The organism is Acinetobacter sp. WU_MDCI_Abxc222, from assembly GCF_025514755.1.
GTDB lineage: Bacteria > Pseudomonadota > Gammaproteobacteria > Pseudomonadales > Moraxellaceae > Acinetobacter > Acinetobacter geminorum.
The window spans coordinates 322,366-337,993 of record NZ_JAHPVG010000002.1 but is presented as its reverse complement, the minus strand read 5'-3'; the positions used below and the strand labels follow the sequence as shown (position 1 = coordinate 337,993).

Annotated in this window: 12 protein-coding genes; 8 read left to right on the top strand and 4 right to left on the bottom strand. The window is 39.6% G+C overall.

The window, feature by feature from the left end:
* Positions 1 to 14: 14 nt before the first annotated feature.
* Positions 15 to 890, bottom strand: coding sequence for a translation elongation factor Ts (tsf, locus tag KTJ10_RS05520; protein ID WP_002118238.1), 876 nt, complete (start codon positions 888 to 890; stop codon positions 15 to 17).
* A gap of 137 nt (positions 891 to 1,027) precedes the next feature.
* Entirely contained in the window at positions 1,028 to 1,780 is a 753-nt protein-coding gene (rpsB, locus tag KTJ10_RS05515) for a 30S ribosomal protein S2 (RefSeq protein WP_002118204.1), read from the bottom strand.
* Positions 1,781 to 1,990: 210 nt separating this feature from the next.
* Here rpsB and map point away from each other — a divergent pair, with 210 nt between their 5' ends.
* From map to KTJ10_RS05495, 4 genes are all read left to right on the top strand, one after another.
* A complete protein-coding gene (gene map, locus KTJ10_RS05510) occupies positions 1,991 to 2,818 on the top strand; it encodes a type I methionyl aminopeptidase (protein ID WP_032004590.1) in 828 nt (275 codons plus the stop codon).
* Positions 2,819 to 3,022: 204 nt separating this feature from the next.
* Complete coding sequence (locus tag KTJ10_RS05505) at positions 3,023 to 4,165, top strand: OmpW/AlkL family protein (RefSeq protein WP_262441537.1); 1,143 nt, start codon at positions 3,023 to 3,025, stop codon at positions 4,163 to 4,165.
* A 405-nt stretch (positions 4,166 to 4,570) separates the two neighbouring features.
* Complete coding sequence (locus tag KTJ10_RS05500) at positions 4,571 to 5,917, top strand: MFS transporter (RefSeq protein WP_262441536.1); 1,347 nt, start codon at positions 4,571 to 4,573, stop codon at positions 5,915 to 5,917.
* A 168-nt stretch (positions 5,918 to 6,085) separates the two neighbouring features.
* Complete coding sequence (locus KTJ10_RS05495) at positions 6,086 to 7,300, top strand: MFS transporter (protein ID WP_262441535.1); 1,215 nt, start codon at positions 6,086 to 6,088, stop codon at positions 7,298 to 7,300.
* Positions 7,301 to 7,543: 243 nt separating this feature from the next.
* Here KTJ10_RS05495 and sthA read toward each other — a convergent pair whose 3' ends face one another.
* Positions 7,544 to 8,956 carry a Si-specific NAD(P)(+) transhydrogenase gene (gene sthA / locus KTJ10_RS05490; protein WP_002118117.1) on the bottom strand — a complete coding sequence of 471 codons (1,413 nt, stop codon included), beginning with the start codon at positions 8,954 to 8,956 and terminating at the stop codon, positions 7,544 to 7,546.
* 196 nt (positions 8,957 to 9,152) lie between these two features.
* Between sthA and lipA the strand changes: the two genes are divergently transcribed.
* The 3 genes from lipA (at position 9,153) to KTJ10_RS05475 (ending at position 13,397) form a co-directional block, all read left to right on the top strand.
* Positions 9,153 to 10,166 (top strand): lipoyl synthase, encoded by a 1,014-nt coding sequence (gene lipA, locus KTJ10_RS05485; protein WP_002118167.1) that lies wholly within the window; start codon positions 9,153 to 9,155, stop codon positions 10,164 to 10,166.
* 278 nt (positions 10,167 to 10,444) lie between these two features.
* Positions 10,445 to 12,907, top strand: a complete 2,463-nt coding sequence (locus KTJ10_RS05480) for an acyl-CoA dehydrogenase (RefSeq protein WP_262441534.1) — start codon at positions 10,445 to 10,447, stop codon at positions 12,905 to 12,907.
* Positions 12,908 to 13,013: 106 nt separating this feature from the next.
* Positions 13,014 to 13,397 carry a carboxymuconolactone decarboxylase family protein gene (locus tag KTJ10_RS05475; protein ID WP_000043120.1) on the top strand — a complete coding sequence of 128 codons (384 nt, stop codon included), beginning with the start codon at positions 13,014 to 13,016 and terminating at the stop codon, positions 13,395 to 13,397.
* Between the two features lie 38 nt (positions 13,398 to 13,435).
* Here the strand turns inward: KTJ10_RS05475 and KTJ10_RS05470 are convergent, their stop codons facing one another.
* On the bottom strand, positions 13,436 to 13,972 hold the full coding sequence (locus KTJ10_RS05470; protein WP_262441533.1) for a cysteine peptidase family C39 domain-containing protein: 537 nt from the start codon (positions 13,970 to 13,972) through the stop codon (positions 13,436 to 13,438).
* Between the two features lie 221 nt (positions 13,973 to 14,193).
* Between KTJ10_RS05470 and ahcY the strand changes: the two genes are divergently transcribed.
* A complete protein-coding gene (gene ahcY / locus KTJ10_RS05465; RefSeq protein WP_033847673.1) occupies positions 14,194 to 15,576 on the top strand; it encodes an adenosylhomocysteinase in 1,383 nt (460 codons plus the stop codon).
* Positions 15,577 to 15,628: the final 52 nt, after the last annotated feature.

Here is a 15,628-nt window from a genome sequence, read left to right as displayed (position 1 = left end):
TATTGTGATACGAATTACTTCGCAGCAGCTTGAGCAGCAGCAACTTCTTCAGCGAAGCTAAGTTCTGCTTTCTTCTCAATACCTTCACCAACTTCGAAACGTACGAATTCAGCAACAGTAGTACCAGTTGCTTTTAATACATCCGCAACTTTCTTGTCGTTGTCGATTACATACATTTGACGATCAAGAGCAACTTCGTTCAAGTATTTATCAACTGAACCAGTTACCATTTTCTCAACGATGTTAGCTGGTTTACCAGATTCTAACGCTTTCGCTTCAGCAATTTCTTTTTCTTTAGCGATAAGGTCAGCAGGAACAGCTTCAGCATTTACAGCTACTGGGTTGAATGCAGCAACGTGCATTGCAATACCTTTACCAGTATCAGCATCACCAGTATAAGAAACTACAACACCGATTTTTAAACCGTGTTTGTAGATAGCCAAGTTTTCGCCTTCAACGATTTTCGCGCGACGAACTTGGATGTTTTCACCGATTTTTTGAACAAGTGCAATACGAGCTTCTTCAACTGATTGACCGTCTGCTAATTTTAATTCAGCGATTTTAGCAGCATCAGTTTCACCAGCCGCTAAAGCAGCAGTAGCAACAGCTTTTGAGAAGTTAGAGAAGTTTTCGTCTTTAGCAACGAAGTCAGTTTGACAGTTAACTTCAACTAAAATTGCTTTGTTGCCTTCTTGAACGATTGTGATAGCACCGTCAGCAGCAATGTTACCAGCTTTTTTAGCAGCTTTAGCTTGACCAGATTTACGAAGGTTATCAATAGCAAGCTCGATGTCACCGTTCGCTTCTGTTAATGCTTTTTTGCATTCCATCATTGCAAGACCAGTACGGTCACGTAATTCTTTTACCATGCTTGCAGTAATTGCAGTCATGTTGATCTCCTAAAATCGGTAGAAAATAAATCTTTTCAACAAAAACGGCCCAAAGAAACTCTGGGCCGTTTGCACTCTCGACGCTTAATTTGCCACCATTACATGTCGCAAAAATGACAAGCCTGCGTCAAAACGCATTAAGCCTCAGAAGCGTCTTTCGCAGCGTCATCGCCTTTTGCTTGAGCGTTCGCTTGAGATTGAGCGTATTCTTTACCAGCAAGAATTGCGTCAGCCATAGCTGAAGCATATAGAGTTACTGCACGGATCGCATCGTCGTTACCAGGAATAACGTAATCAACGTTATCTGGGTTAGAGTTTGTATCAACGATACCGATAACAGGAATACCTAAGTTCTTCGCTTCTTTGATTGCAATCGCTTCGTGATCAACGTCGATTACAAATAATGCGTCAGGTAAACCACCCATGTTTTTAACGCCGCCTAAAGAGCGCTCAAGTTTTTCCATCTCACGAGCACGTTCTAAAGCTTCACGTTTAGTAAGCTTAGCAAAAGTACCATCTTGAGATTGAGTTTGAAGATCTTTTAAACGGTTGATAGATTGGCGAAGTGTTTTCCAGTTCGTCAACATACCACCTAACCAACGGTGATCTACATATGGTTGACCAGCGCGTTGAGCTTGTTCACGGATGATGTTAGAAGCAGCACGTTTTGTACCAACGAACAAAACTTTGTTCTTTTTGCTTGCTAATTGGTTAGCGAAGTTCAAAGCATCATTTAACGCAGGAACAGTGTGCTCAAGGTTGATGATGTGAATTTTGTTGCGCGCGCCAAAAATGTATTGACGCATTTTTGGGTTCCAGAAACGAGTTTGGTGACCAAAGTGCGCACCTGCTTGAAGAAGGTCGCGCATGCTTACGTTGTAATCTGCCATTTTCTTTACCTTAAAAGTTGGGTTAGGCCTCCATATATCCGCATTCTCCACCTTTTTACGGGCACCCAGAGTAATGTGACGATATATGTGCGGATTTTTTACTCCATCTATCAAAATTGTTCGTAAAAGATATTCACGAAAAGCATTTGATAAAATGGGCGGCTATTTATACCATAGACGCTTGTAAATTACCAAAAGTTTTTAGAGATCATGAACAGTACTTATACAGCTCCACGTCGATTAATCAAAACTCCAGATGAAATTGAAAAAATGCGCATTGCAGGACGACTGGCGGCTGAAGTTCTAGAGATGATCAAGCCCCATATTAAGGCAGGTGTAAGTACACTTGAACTTGATACCATTTGTCGTAATCACATTGAAAATGTGCAGCATGCTATTCCTGCATGTGTAGGCTATGGTGGAGCTCCTGGGCGCCCTGCTTTTCAACACTCTATTTGTACTTCGGTTAACCATGTTGTCTGTCATGGTATTCCCTCTGAAAATAAAATTTTAAAAAATGGTGACATCCTTAATATTGACGTCACTGTCATTAAAGATGGTTATCACGGCGACACCAACATGATGTATATCGTGGGTGGTGAAACTTCTATTTTAGCAAACCGTCTATGTAAAGTTGCTCAAGAAGCGATGTATCGCGGGATGGCAACCGTTAGAGATGGTTCATATTTAGGCGATATCGGCCACGCAATCCAGAAGTATGTCGAATCAGAACGTTTTAGCGTAGTACGAGAATATTGTGGTCACGGTATTGGAACCGTTTTCCATGATGAACCTCAAGTATTACACTATGGTCAAGCTGGTACAGGTATGCGTCTTGAAGCGGGTATGACTTTTACGATTGAACCTATGGTAAATGCAGGTGTATGGCAAACTAAATTGTTAGGTGACAAATGGACTGTCGTAACGAAAGACCATAAACTTTCAGCTCAATATGAACATACTATTTTAGTCACCCAAACAGGGATTGAAGTCTTAACTGCTCGTCCTGAAGAAGACTTATCTCGCTTCAACCAATAATTTAAAAAATCTTAAATAAAAGGCTACTTTATGTAGCCTTTTATTACTTATTATGTATTTTTTATTAACAAATCTTTCTAAATATAAACAAATATTTCAAAAAAATTACAATTATTAATTTTTAATACACAATCATTTTATTAAAACACGGTATGGTGGGCTCAATAAAAATCAGTAAACAAATGCCGGACATGGAGTCCTTTTATGATGAAAAAGTCATTATTTTGTATGACAGCAGCCTTTTTTGCTCTGCCAACAGCCACTTACGCTGCATCTCCATATTTTAGTTTAAAAGATGGCGATGGCTTCAAACGTTTTTCTGTCTCTGCTGGTCCTTTATATGTCAAACCAACAGGAAAGGCTCAGCCTTTACATGTAAATACTGCAATCGCAGAAGGAACAAAAACAAGAGTAGGAGATGTAAAAGGTGATTCAGTATTAAATTCCATTGATGAATCACAACCAAATGCAACAGCTAAAAAGGCATTACTCAAAGGTGTATTAGATTTCGAGAGAAATACACTTCTTAACCTAGGGTTGCCTGGTATCGTATCTTATAAAGGTGATGACGGAGCTCAGTATCTAAGAGCAGATACCGCAGGCTCTGCAGTAATTAATGGCCTCTCCTCTTGGGATAATCCTGGTACTGGTCTTGAAGCTGATGATGTAACAACACTAGGTTTAATGACAAGTTATTTCTTTACAGATAATGTTTCATTAGAAGTGAAAGCAGGGATTCCACCTAAAGTCGATCTACAAGGTAAAGGTAAAATCTATGCCCCTCTTACGGGTACAGCCACTCCAGAAGATTTAGGTGTAATTGTCGGAGACCTACCGCTTAAAAATAATATTTTTATTACCGATCTTGAAGCCCATGGAAGTGCTGCATCAGCTCGTGCCTGGACACCAGCTTTTGAACTTCAGTACCATTTTGGCAAGACTGGCGTAAATAAGTTTAGGCCGTATGTTGGACTAGGTGTGATGTATGCCTATTTCAGTGAACTGGAAATGAATCCTGAAATTGAAAATGATTTAATCAATGCAGGTCATATGATTGTGAATATTAAAGATGGTAAAGCTGGGGCTGCTCTTGATCGTAAAAAAAGTTCTGGTGATCCTAAAGTAGACCTTGAGGCATCTGATGCAATTGCGCCCGTAGCAACTTTGGGTTTCACCTATGACTTCAATGACAAATGGTATGCGGTTGGTTCTGTCTCTTATGCTCACTTAAAAACGGATACGACCATTACAGTCAATGATGCCAAATATGGTGAATTAATTAATGCAAAAGCAGATATCGAAATTAATCCGATTTTAGGTTATGCCGGTATCGGTTACCGCTTCTAACTTTTGTGTCACACAAAGCTATAAAAACTTATGCACGTTTTTATAGCTTTCTTTTTTGTAGATTTTGCTTCTTTTTAAATCAAAACGCTAAAAAAATGAGCACTTTTATGAAGCCAATAGAAAAAATTTACTACTCTCCTCTCTTATGAGTATTTACTGATTTATTTCTATTTTTTTAATTAATTTTATTTTTAATAAACTAACTCAATAGAATTAGAAAGTAATTTTTCCTTTTTAGTAAAATTAATTTTTTGGCACAAGCTTTGCTTTATTCATAGCAAGATGAGTCAACGATGATTCAATGAATAAACCAAGACGGCCAACGATGTCCGCTCTGATCGGTTTGCAGATAGGCAATAAATCGCCTTGCAAATTAAAATTTCGTTCAGTTCAGAGGGACGCCGTATGTCTTCAAATGTCAATCGAGATGCAAAAAAAGCAACTGAAATAAAATTATTTAGCTTTTCTACTCCTGCAATGCGTGCTTTCCATATGACATGGCTCGCATTCTTTGTGTGCTTCTTCGCATGGTTTGCCTGTGCTCCACTCATGCCAGTGATTAAAGGTGAATTCGGCTTAACCAAAGACCAGATTGCCAATATTAATATTGCCGCCGTTGCAATTACGATTTTAGTACGACTTGTCGTAGGTCCGCTTTGTGATAAATATGGACCGAGGATTACCTATACAGCCCTTCTCTTGCTTGGCAGTATTCCTGTATTTGGTGTTGCTGCTGCCAATAGTTATGAATCCTTTTTATTTTTCCGCTTACTAATTGGTGCAATTGGCGCAAGCTTCGTTATTACGCAATACCATACAAGTGTTATGTTTGCACCTAATGTTGTAGGCACGGCAAATGCTGCTGCTGCTGGTTGGGGTAATGCTGGTGGCGGTGCAACTCAAGCCTTAATGCCTTTATTACTTGGCGCAATTGTCATGTTTGGTGTTGAGCAAACTATGGGTTGGCGTATTGCATTAATCGTACCAGGCTTGATGATGGTCATTGTCGGCATTCTTTACTGGAAATTAACCCAAGACTGCCCTCAAGGAAACTTTAAAGAAGTCCGTGCACAAGGTATTGAAGTTGGCAGTGGTAAAAAAGGTGGTATGGCTATTTTAATGCAAGCTGCTCGCAACTACCGTGTCTGGATTTTATTTGTGGCTTACGGTGCATGTTTCGGTATTGAAATTTTTATCCATAACGTTGCAGCAATGTACTATGTTGATCAGTTCAAGATGGATTTAAAAACTGCTGGTTTAACCGCGGGGATATTTGGCCTTCTTGCACTCTTTGCTCGTGCGCTTGGTGGTATTATTTCCGATAAAGTCGCACTTAAAAAAGGTTTAGATGGCCGCACGAAAGTACTGGTACTGATGATTTTGGGCGAAGGTTTATTCTTAATTCTCTTTTCTCAAATGAATGTCGTTGCACTTGCAATCATCTCTATGACAATTTTTGCCCTGTTTACTCATATGGCTTGTGGCGCGACATATGCTCTCGTACCATTTATTGATCGTAATGCATTAGGTGGTGTCGCAGGAATTATTGGTGCAGGCGGAAATGTGGGTGCTGTCGCAGCTGGTTTCTTGCTTAAAGGTTTACTTGATATTCAAACTTGCCTGTTTATTTTAGGTGGTCTGGTTATAGTTGCAGGCTGTAGTGTAATTTTGATTCGCTTTACAACAGAACATAAAGCAAAAGAACAAATTCTTTTTGAACAAGCCTTACGGGAACGTAACTCTGCTGCTTAATTTTTACAAGGAGTAGAAATCAGGATTTTTTCTACTCCCTTATTTTTTATAAAAGCATACAACTCATACTTACTTTTTAATTCTTCTTAAGTATTCTTGCTGTCTATATCGATATTTTTCGATATATCTTCTACAATAAATCATCATTATTATAATTTTCCATTAATCATGACTAAAACTGGCAACCAATTTTCTCAGTCCCTCATCTATATGCTGATTGGCAGTGCAATTATTCTGGCACTTTCTCTCGGTGTACGGCATGGTTTCGGTCTCTACCTTGTACCGATGAGCCATGAATTTGGCTGGGGACAGCATGTTTTTAGTCTTGCGATAGCCATGCAGAATCTGATCTGGGGAGCTGTTCAGCCTTTTACTGGGGCAATTGCAGATAAATATGGCAGTAAAGTTGTAGTTGCTGTTGGTGGCTTACTTTATACCCTAGGCCTACTTTTAATGGCTTTTAGTTCAAGTGTACTCATTTTGAATTTAAGCTTAGGTCTTATTATTGGTTTAGCTTTATCAGCAACCTCTTTTACGGTTTTACTGAGTGCAGTAGGCCGAGCCGCCCCTCCAGAAAAAAGAAGTATGGCAATGGGTATTGCCAGTGCAGCAGGCTCTTTTGGTCAGTTTATTATGCTACCGTCCACCCTTCTCTTGCTTAAAACGGTAGGATGGTCGTCAGCTTTAATGGTGAGTGCGTTGTTAATTGCGCTTATCATTCCCCTAGCGTGGATGCTAAAAGGGCCAAGCAATCAAACACCAAAAGCAATTACTCAACCTCAGCTCACATTTAAACAAGTACTGAATATTGCTAGAAAACATAAGCCATTCTGGTGGTTAGCTTTAGGCTTTTTAGTGTGTGGATTTCAGGTGGTCTTCTTAGGTGTTCATCTACCGGGCTATTTAATCGATCACGGCTTTGATGCAGCTACAGGTACTGTGTTTCTGGCACTAGTAGGATTATTTAATATTGTGGGAACTTATGGGGCGGGTTGGCTGGGAGATCGATTCTCAAAACCTAAATTATTAATGGCACTTTACGGTAGCCGCGGCATCGCAATTATTGCTTTTTTACTATTACCTTTAAGCACATATACAGTATATGCTTTTGGAATTATTATGGGCCTTTTATGGCTCTCCACTGTTCCGCTCACCAACGGTATTGTGGCAAATATGTTTGGTGTTAAATACCTTTCAATGTTAAGTGGCATTGTATTTTTCACCCATCAAGTCGGTTCTTTCTTTGGCGGTTGGCTTGGCGGTGTTAACCATGACTTAACAGGTAATTACAATGCGATTTGGCTATGTTCAATAGCTTTGAGTATATTAGGGGTAATCGTACATTTCTTTGTAAATGAGGAGGCTGTTATCCATGACGCATAATGCCTTACTTTTGAAAACAATTATGACTTTGCTCGTGATTACTCTGTTGGCCTCTTCAATCATTTTATGGAAACAAACTCCTGATTTATTTGTATATTTCAATCAAGCATTTTGTGCCCACTAGAGATATAGACAGCCAGACGCATACTGCAAATTGTCATAAAAATATAAAAAACCTATGGTCTAATGAAAATAAAAAAGCCCGCAAGTTTGCGGGCTTTTTTATGAAGAACTTATTTAAAATCAAAACAAACGATTCATACCATTAAGCGCAGCTACACGATATGCTTCTGCCATTGTTGGATAGTTAAACGTTGTTTCAACAAAATATTTCAGAGTATTGTTTGGGCTGTGCATAACTGCTTGCCCAATGTGGATAATTTCGGCAGCGTTATTACCAAAACAATGAATACCTAAAATTTCCATAGTGTCGCGGTGGAAAAGAATTTTTAACTCACCCACTGTATCACCGGTAATTTGCGCACGAGCCAAATGACGGAAAGAAGCTTGACCTACTTCATACGGAATTTTCTCTTCCGTTAGTTCCTGTTCATTTTTACCAATTGATGAGATTTCCGGAATAGTATAAATACCTGTTGGGATATCACGTACTGGCTTCGCATCTTCACCACTCATGTTTGCGCCAGCACAGCGCCCTTGGTCATAAGCAGCAGAAGCAAGTGATGGCCAACCAATCACGTCACCAGCAGCATATATATTTTCAACTTCAGTTTGATATTGGTCATTTACTGAAAGTTGACCACGGTTATTTGGTACTAACCCAACATTCTCAAGACCTAAGCCTTCTGTGTTACCTGAACGGCCGTTACACCAAAGAATTGCATCGGCTTTAATCTTTTTACCACTTTGTAAATGTAGTACAACATGGTCATCAAACGTTTCCAGATGATCCATTTGCTCATTGTGACGAATCAATACACCTTGTTCACGTAAGTGATAAGACAAAGCATCAGCAATTTCATCATCTAGATAACTTAATAATTTTTGCTGAGTATTAATCAAGTCAACTTTATGATCTAGACCAATAAAGATTGAGGCATATTCACAGCCAATAACACCTGCGCCGTAAATAATGATTTTTTGAATTGAATAATCAAGATCAAGGATTTTGTCCGAATCGAATACGCGAGGATGATCAAAGTCTAAACCTTGCGGATGATAAGGACGACTACCTGTAGCAATCACGATTTGCTTACAGATAATTGTTTCTTTAATGCCTTCATGGCTAAAAACTAAAACTGTATTTTTATCTTGAATATATGCACGGCCGTGGAATACACCGATTTTATTGCGATCGTAAAAACGTGTATGCGTATCAACCTGTTGTTGAATTACTTTGTGTGCATTACGCAAAACCTGTTTCATGGTGAACTGTTTCCATTCACCTACTTTTTGAAACATTGGATCGCGCTGATAGCGGATAATACTAGAAACTGTTTGACGTAATGCTTTACTTGGAATGGTACCTACGTGTGCACAGTTACCACCCAGTTGATCACGCACATCTACAATTGCAACACGCTTACCCGCTTTTGCAAGCTTCATTGCCGCGCCTTCACCTGCAGGTCCAGAACCGAGAACTACCGCATCGTATTTAACGAAATTCCCACTAACGACCTCTTTTTTACGTGGCATTGAAAGCTCCTTCCTCACTTGAATGACCATATTTTATAATAAATTATGGCTAATATGCGGTGAATTTATGTATTTCTCAACCCTATATTTCTGAATAACCACATTTATTATATGAATAGTTATTTTCCGCTATTAACTGCAGAAGTTCGCTATAATACAATGTCAATGTCTCTATAAACGAGTGGAAAAGTTAAATATGTCAGAACACCGTAAACCTGAACAGGGTGTAAAACTTCGTGGCGCAGAAAAAGTCGCAAGAATTCCTGTAAAAGTTGTACCTACGGTTGAAGTGCCGCGTAAACCTGACTGGATTCGTGTCAAGATGACGGCACCAGAAGAAGTTCAGCGTATTAAAACCACTTTACGTGCTCAAAAACTCCATACCGTTTGTGAAGAAGCTGCTTGTCCAAACCTACCAGAATGTTTTGGTGGTGGTACAGCAACATTCATGATCATGGGTGACATTTGTACACGTCGTTGCCCTTTCTGTGATGTAGCACATGGTCGTCCAAATGCACTCGATGCAGATGAACCTCGTCACATGGCAGAGACAATTGCTAATCTTAAACTCAAGTATGCAGTAATTACTTCGGTTGACCGTGATGACTTACTTGACGGCGGTGCACAACACTTTGTGGACTGTATCAAAGAAGCTCGTGCACTAAGCCCAAATACATTGCTTGAGATTTTAGTACCAGATTTCCGCGGACGTATGGATATTGCTTTACGCATTATGACTGAATGTCCGCCAGACGTATTTAACCACAACATCGAGACTGTGCCACGTCTATATAAAGCAATGCGCCCAGGTTCAGACTATCAACATTCTTTAAACTTATTAAAAATGTTTAAAGAATATTGCCCTGATATCCCAACAAAATGTGGTTTGATGGTGGGTATCGGTGAAACTGAAGAAGAAGTTATTGCATTGCTTGATGACTTGCGTGCTCACGATGTTGACTATGTGACTATTGGTCAATACTTACAACCTTCTAAACAACACGCGCCAATTGACCGCTTTGTAACACCAGAAGAGTTCGAACGTTATGCAGAACATGGCCGTAAACTTGGCTTTAGAAATATTTGGTCTGCACCAATGGTTCGTTCAAGTTACTTTGCTGATCGTCAATACCACGGTGAACCAGTACCGGAAGTTCGTCGCAAAGTAGATCCAGCTAAAAAAATTGCGGTTCAAGTTGTCGAAGCTTAAAAATTAAATATCTATAAAAGCCCTCTACTCCAGAGGGCTTTTTATTTGTATAAGAAAATCAATAACATTTCTTGACAAATCGATAAAACAACCCATTACACTTTCACTTAAAAATATCTTATACCTAAAAGTACGATATATCCCTGCTCTAGCATATACATCAATTGCGACATAAAAAATTAAATTTAAACAGCATTAAAAATTAGCTAGTTAAGCCTTAAATCTCTCCTCGCTTTTTGTAACTTCTAACTTGAGGGCTTATCTAGCAAGGAGCAAGTATGATTTTCCTACTCTTTGTTTTAAGCGTTGTCATTCAGCTTTTTGCAATATGGGCAATTTTCTTTTTTAATCTAAACAGAACCATTGGTAGTGTTATTACGATTGCTGTAGCCATACTTACTGCACTCATATTAACGCCATGGGCTCTCCTTTTAGGTATTCCCCTTATTGCCCTTAGTATCATTATTTTATTTGCACCATTACGCTTTAATCTGATTACTCAACCTGCATATAAAACTTTAGCAAACTCAATGCCGAGCATCAGTACGACTGAACAAGAAGCTTTAGAGGCAGGTACCAGTTGGTGGGAAAAAGAATTATTTATGGGGGCACCCGATTGGTCACAATTTGAAAATTACCCCTACCCAACTTTGTCAGCAGAAGAACAAAGTTTTATCGACAATGAAGTTGAGCTCCTTTGTAGCATGCTAGATGAATGGGAGATCCATCATCACTTAAAAGATCTACCACCAGAAGTTTGGCAATTTATTAAAGATAAAGGTTTTTTAGGCCTCATTATTCCAAAGTCATTTGGGGGTAAAGAATTTAGCTCATTTGCTCAAAGCCGTATTATGAGCAAAATTGCTTCCCGCTCACTCACCACAGCTGTGAGTTGTATGGTTCCAAACTCATTAGGACCGGGTGAGCTACTCATGCACTACGGTACCGATGCACAAAAACAGCAATATTTGCCGGGCCTTGCTAAAGGTGAAGAGATCCCATGCTTTGGTTTAACCAGCCCAGAAGCAGGTTCAGATGCAGGCGCCATTCCAGATTCGGGCGTTGTTTGTTACGGTGAATATGAAGGTGCTCAAGTTCTTGGGCTAAGAATGAATTTCTCTAAACGCTGGATTACGCTTGCACCAATTGCCACCGTTGTTGGCTTAGCATTTAAACTTTATGACCCTGAAGGCCTATTGGGAGATAAAAACAAAACAGAATACGGTATTACTTGTGCCTTAATTCCTGCCAGTCATGCGGGTGTGAAAATTGGAGCACGACATTATCCTGGTTCTCCATTTATGAATGGAACAGTAGAAGGAGAAGATGTTTTTATTCCTATTGACTGGATTATTGGTGGTCAAGAAAATGCTGGTAAAGGTTGGCGAATGCTCATGGAATGTTTAGGTGTGGGCCGTGGTATTTCCCTTCCAGCTCTAGCAACAGCCGCAGGTGAAATGAGCTATTTAACCGTTGGTGCTTTTGCGAAAATTCGCCAGCAATTTAATATTTCTGTCGGTAAATTTGAAGGCGTACAAGAAGCAACCAGCGAAATTGCCAGCGATGCCTATATGCTTGAAGCATTCCGTTATTTAGTGACATGTGGCCTAAACCAAGGTGGAACACCTGCGGTAATGACTGCCATGGCAAAATATTATGCAACTGAAACGATGCGTAAAGTCGTTAATCACGGAATGGATATTGCTGGAGGACGTGCAATTCAACTTGGACCACGTAACTTCCTTGCGCTTACCTATCAAGCGATTCCAATTGCAATTACGGTAGAAGGTGCAAATATTTTGACCCGTTCATTGATGATTTTTGGTCAAGGTTCAATGCGTTGTCATCCTTATCTATTTGAAGAGTTACAACTCCTTCAATCTGAAGATAAAAATAACTCGGTCAAAAAATTTGATGATTTGTTATTTAAACATTTAGCCTATACCTTTAACCGCGGTGCTAGATCATTTGCCTACGGTTGGACAGGTGGCTCAAGCGATGCGCCTCAGTCAGCAGATCAATTCACTGCAAGTTACTATAAAACGATTAACCGTTTTAGTGCCAATTTCGCACTTGTTTCAGATATGTCTCTTGGCTTACTTGCAGGCGACTTAAAACGCAAAGAAATGTTATCCGGACGCTTGGCAGATATTCACGCGCACCTGTTTATTTCTACTGCGATTTTAAAATTTTATGAAGCTGGGCAAAAAACTGAAGCTGAACAACTTCACGCTAAATTAGCGCTACAAAAAGCTTTCTTGAATATTCAGGAAGCATTTTGGGGATTATTTGAAAACTTCCCAGCTAAACTTCCGGCAGCATTTGTAAAATGGATCTGTTTCCCTTTTGGTCGTGTCATTTCAAAACCAGATGATGAGTTAAAACAACAAGTCGCTGAACTTATGATGCAAGAGCACCCTTTCAGAGAACAGCTTAAACATCACGTATTCTATTCAATCAAAGCCGATGATGTAACTGGACGTTTAGAACATACCTTCCAAATTCTACGAACACTTGAACCGCTTTGGGATAAGTTTAAAAAGGCTGAATCTAAAGGTAAATTTACAGGTCTTACTTTTGAAGAGAATATTACACAAGCGATAAAAGAAGGCTTTATTTCTGAAAGCGAAGCTCAACAACTATTGCAATACAACGCAATTCGATTCGACAGCATGCTTACAGATGTATTTGATGAAGATTTAAATAAAGATCTTCCTTTGTCGAACCCTCATCAAGTTTAATGACTGATGCCTCCACTAATTCACTATTGCAATCACACTTGATTCGCATTAATTAATAAACAGCCATAAAAGCGTCAATCGACGCTTTTATTTTTAGGAGAAATTAATGTCTAAGCAAGATTACGAAAATGGATTAAAAGTTCGCACAGAAGTGATGGGAGAAGCTTTTGTAAAACGTGCCCAAGAAAATACCGTACCCTTTACCCAGCCTTTACAAGACTGGATTAATGAACATGCATGGGGATCGACTTGGCAGCGTGAAGGTGTGCTACCTCGTAAATATCGCTCATTAATTACTTTGGCAATGCTCACGGCACTTAAATCACCAACTGAACTCAAAGGCCATGTTCGTGGTGCACTAAACAATGGTTGTACAGTTGAAGAGATTCAAGAAACTTTATTGCACAGCCTACCATATTGCGGCGCCCCTGCTACTCAAGAAGCTTTTCGTGCTGCTTTAGAAGTAATTCAAGAATATCAACAAAAATAACTTCAATATGAGCCAGTACTGTACTGGCTCACTTTGACCTAATTTAATTTAGTCGAATAAATATTTAAATTACGATCATCAATCACAATAGCCTGACGGCAAATCCCCTCTATTTGACGCTGCTTTTCAAAAACTGCCGCTGACATCGGTTCAAAACTATCAAAAAAGCAGATTTCATTTTGATCTATAGAATAAATGAGTGACTGATTTCCAACACCTTCTAAAGTATCGTAGTACACAATCACCATTTTTCCATTTTGAATTGCAGCTTGAATATCTTGATAGCTCAGCGCTGGTCCAGTTGGAATTTTTAATACCTTTGCTTCTTTATAGCTCATGCGTTCGCTTTGGCTAATGCTAGGATCCTCATCTGAATGAAATGACACTTCAAATCCTAGTTTCTTTAAAGCAACAGCTAAGGCAATAGTATAGGTGCCTCCTTCATCGTGTCGGCAAACATTAATCAACTCAGCAACATCAATTTGTACTCCATGATGCTGAAGCAACATCCAAACTGCAAAAACGCCACAGTTTGACTCTAGGCGTGCCAACGACTCGGGAATATTTAATGCCATAATTAGAATCTAAAGTGATAATTACGCAGATAATAAACAAAACTGGATTGGCACTAAAAGCTTTTCCAAGTACAATGTTTCGCTAGTCGAGGGATGCTGCGACAATTGATCGGCACTAAAGATCAATTTGCCAGGCTCGACGATCGGTTAAACACTCGTTTTAACCAACAACGGCATCCGCGAACAGAATGATCAATACTATTTTTTCCTAGGAGATCCTGATGAACGCGGTTAATGCTTCATTTACAGATTACAAAGTTGCTGACATCTCTCTTGCTGACTACGGCCGTAAAGAAATCAAACTTGCTGAAGCAGAAATGCCAGCTTTGATTGGCTTACGTAAACGCTATGCAGCTTCTAAACCACTTGCTGGCGCAAAAATTCTTGGTTGTATTCACATGACCATTCAAACAGCTGTTCTTATTGAAACGCTTGTTGAATTAGGTGCTGAAGTACGCTGGACATCATGTAATATTTTCTCGACTCAAGACCACGCTGCTGCTGCAATTGCTGCTCGCGGTATTCCAGTTTTTGCTTGGAAAGGTGAAACTGAAGAAGAATATGTATGGTGCCTTGAACAACAGATCAATGTAAATGGTCAACCTTGGGATGCCAACATGATTTTGGACGATGGCGGTGATTTAACTGCTCTTGTTCATGAAAAATACCCTGCTCTTTTAGAACGTATTCACGGTATTACTGAAGAAACTACAACAGGTGTTCAACGTCTTATCGAAATGTGGAAAGACGGTTCTTTGAAAGTTCCTGCAATTAACGTAAATGACTCAGTTACTAAATCTAAAAACGACAACAAATACGGTTGCCGTCACTCATTAAATGACGCGATCAAACGTGCAACTGACATGCTTTTGTCTGGTCGCCGTGCACTTGTAGTTGGTTATGGTGACGTAGGTAAAGGTTCTGCTCAATCTTTACGTCAAGAAGGCATGATCGTTCGTGTAACTGAAGTTGACCCGATTTGTGCAATGCAAGCATGTATGGATGGCTATGAAGTTGTATCTCCATACAAAAACGGCGTACAAACAGGTAAAAAAGAAGATATTAACCAAGATCTACTTGGAAATACTGACCTTGTTGTAACAACAACTGGTAACTACCACGTGTGCGATGCAGCAATGTTAGACAGCTTAAAAGCTGGTGCAGTTGTATGTAACATCGGTCACTTCGACACAGAAATCGACACTGCGTATTTACGTGGTTACAAGTGGGTTGAAGTTAAGCCACAAGTTCACCAAGTTTATCGTTCAGAAGATGAAAATAACTACCTCATTCTTCTTTCTGAAGGCCGCCTTGTAAACCTTGGTAATGCAACTGGTCACCCATCACGTGTGATGGATGGTTCTTTTGCCAACCAAGTTTTAGGTCAAATTCACTTATTCCAAGAGAAATTTGCTGACCTTCCTGCAAATGAGAAAGCTGCAAAAATTCGTGTAGAAGTTCTTCCTAAAAAACTTGACGAAGAAGTTGCTGCTGCAATGGTTGCAGGTTTCGGTGGTGTACTTACTCAGTTAACTCAAGAGCAAGCCGATTATTTAGGTGTTGCTGTTGAGGGACCATTCAAGTCTGACGCTTACAAATACTAAGAACTTAAGGGCAGACGGTGAACCGACTGCCCTTTTTTCTAAAATGTTTCGC

Bases quoted from the DNA above. Each gene is read 5' to 3' on its own strand.
- KTJ10_RS05495 (WP_262441535.1), top strand. From the start codon at position 6,086: ATGACTAAAACTGGCAACCAATTTTCTCAGTCCCTCATCTATATGCTG.
- map (WP_032004590.1), top strand. From the start codon at position 1,991: ATGAACAGTACTTATACAGCTCCACGTCGATTAATCAAAACTCCAGAT.
- ahcY (WP_033847673.1), top strand. From the start codon at position 14,194: ATGAACGCGGTTAATGCTTCATTTACAGATTACAAAGTTGCTGACATC.
- tsf (WP_002118238.1), bottom strand. From the start codon at position 890: ATGACTGCAATTACTGCAAGCATGGTAAAAGAATTACGTGACCGTACT.
- KTJ10_RS05500 (WP_262441536.1), top strand. From the start codon at position 4,571: ATGTCTTCAAATGTCAATCGAGATGCAAAAAAAGCAACTGAAATAAAA.
- sthA (WP_002118117.1), bottom strand. From the start codon at position 8,956: ATGCCACGTAAAAAAGAGGTCGTTAGTGGGAATTTCGTTAAATACGAT.
- lipA (WP_002118167.1), top strand. From the start codon at position 9,153: ATGTCAGAACACCGTAAACCTGAACAGGGTGTAAAACTTCGTGGCGCA.
- KTJ10_RS05505 (WP_262441537.1), top strand. From the start codon at position 3,023: ATGATGAAAAAGTCATTATTTTGTATGACAGCAGCCTTTTTTGCTCTG.
- KTJ10_RS05475 (WP_000043120.1), top strand. From the start codon at position 13,014: ATGTCTAAGCAAGATTACGAAAATGGATTAAAAGTTCGCACAGAAGTG.
- rpsB (WP_002118204.1), bottom strand. From the start codon at position 1,780: ATGGCAGATTACAACGTAAGCATGCGCGACCTTCTTCAAGCAGGTGCG.
- KTJ10_RS05470 (WP_262441533.1), bottom strand. From the start codon at position 13,972: ATGGCATTAAATATTCCCGAGTCGTTGGCACGCCTAGAGTCAAACTGT.
- KTJ10_RS05480 (WP_262441534.1), top strand. From the start codon at position 10,445: ATGATTTTCCTACTCTTTGTTTTAAGCGTTGTCATTCAGCTTTTTGCA.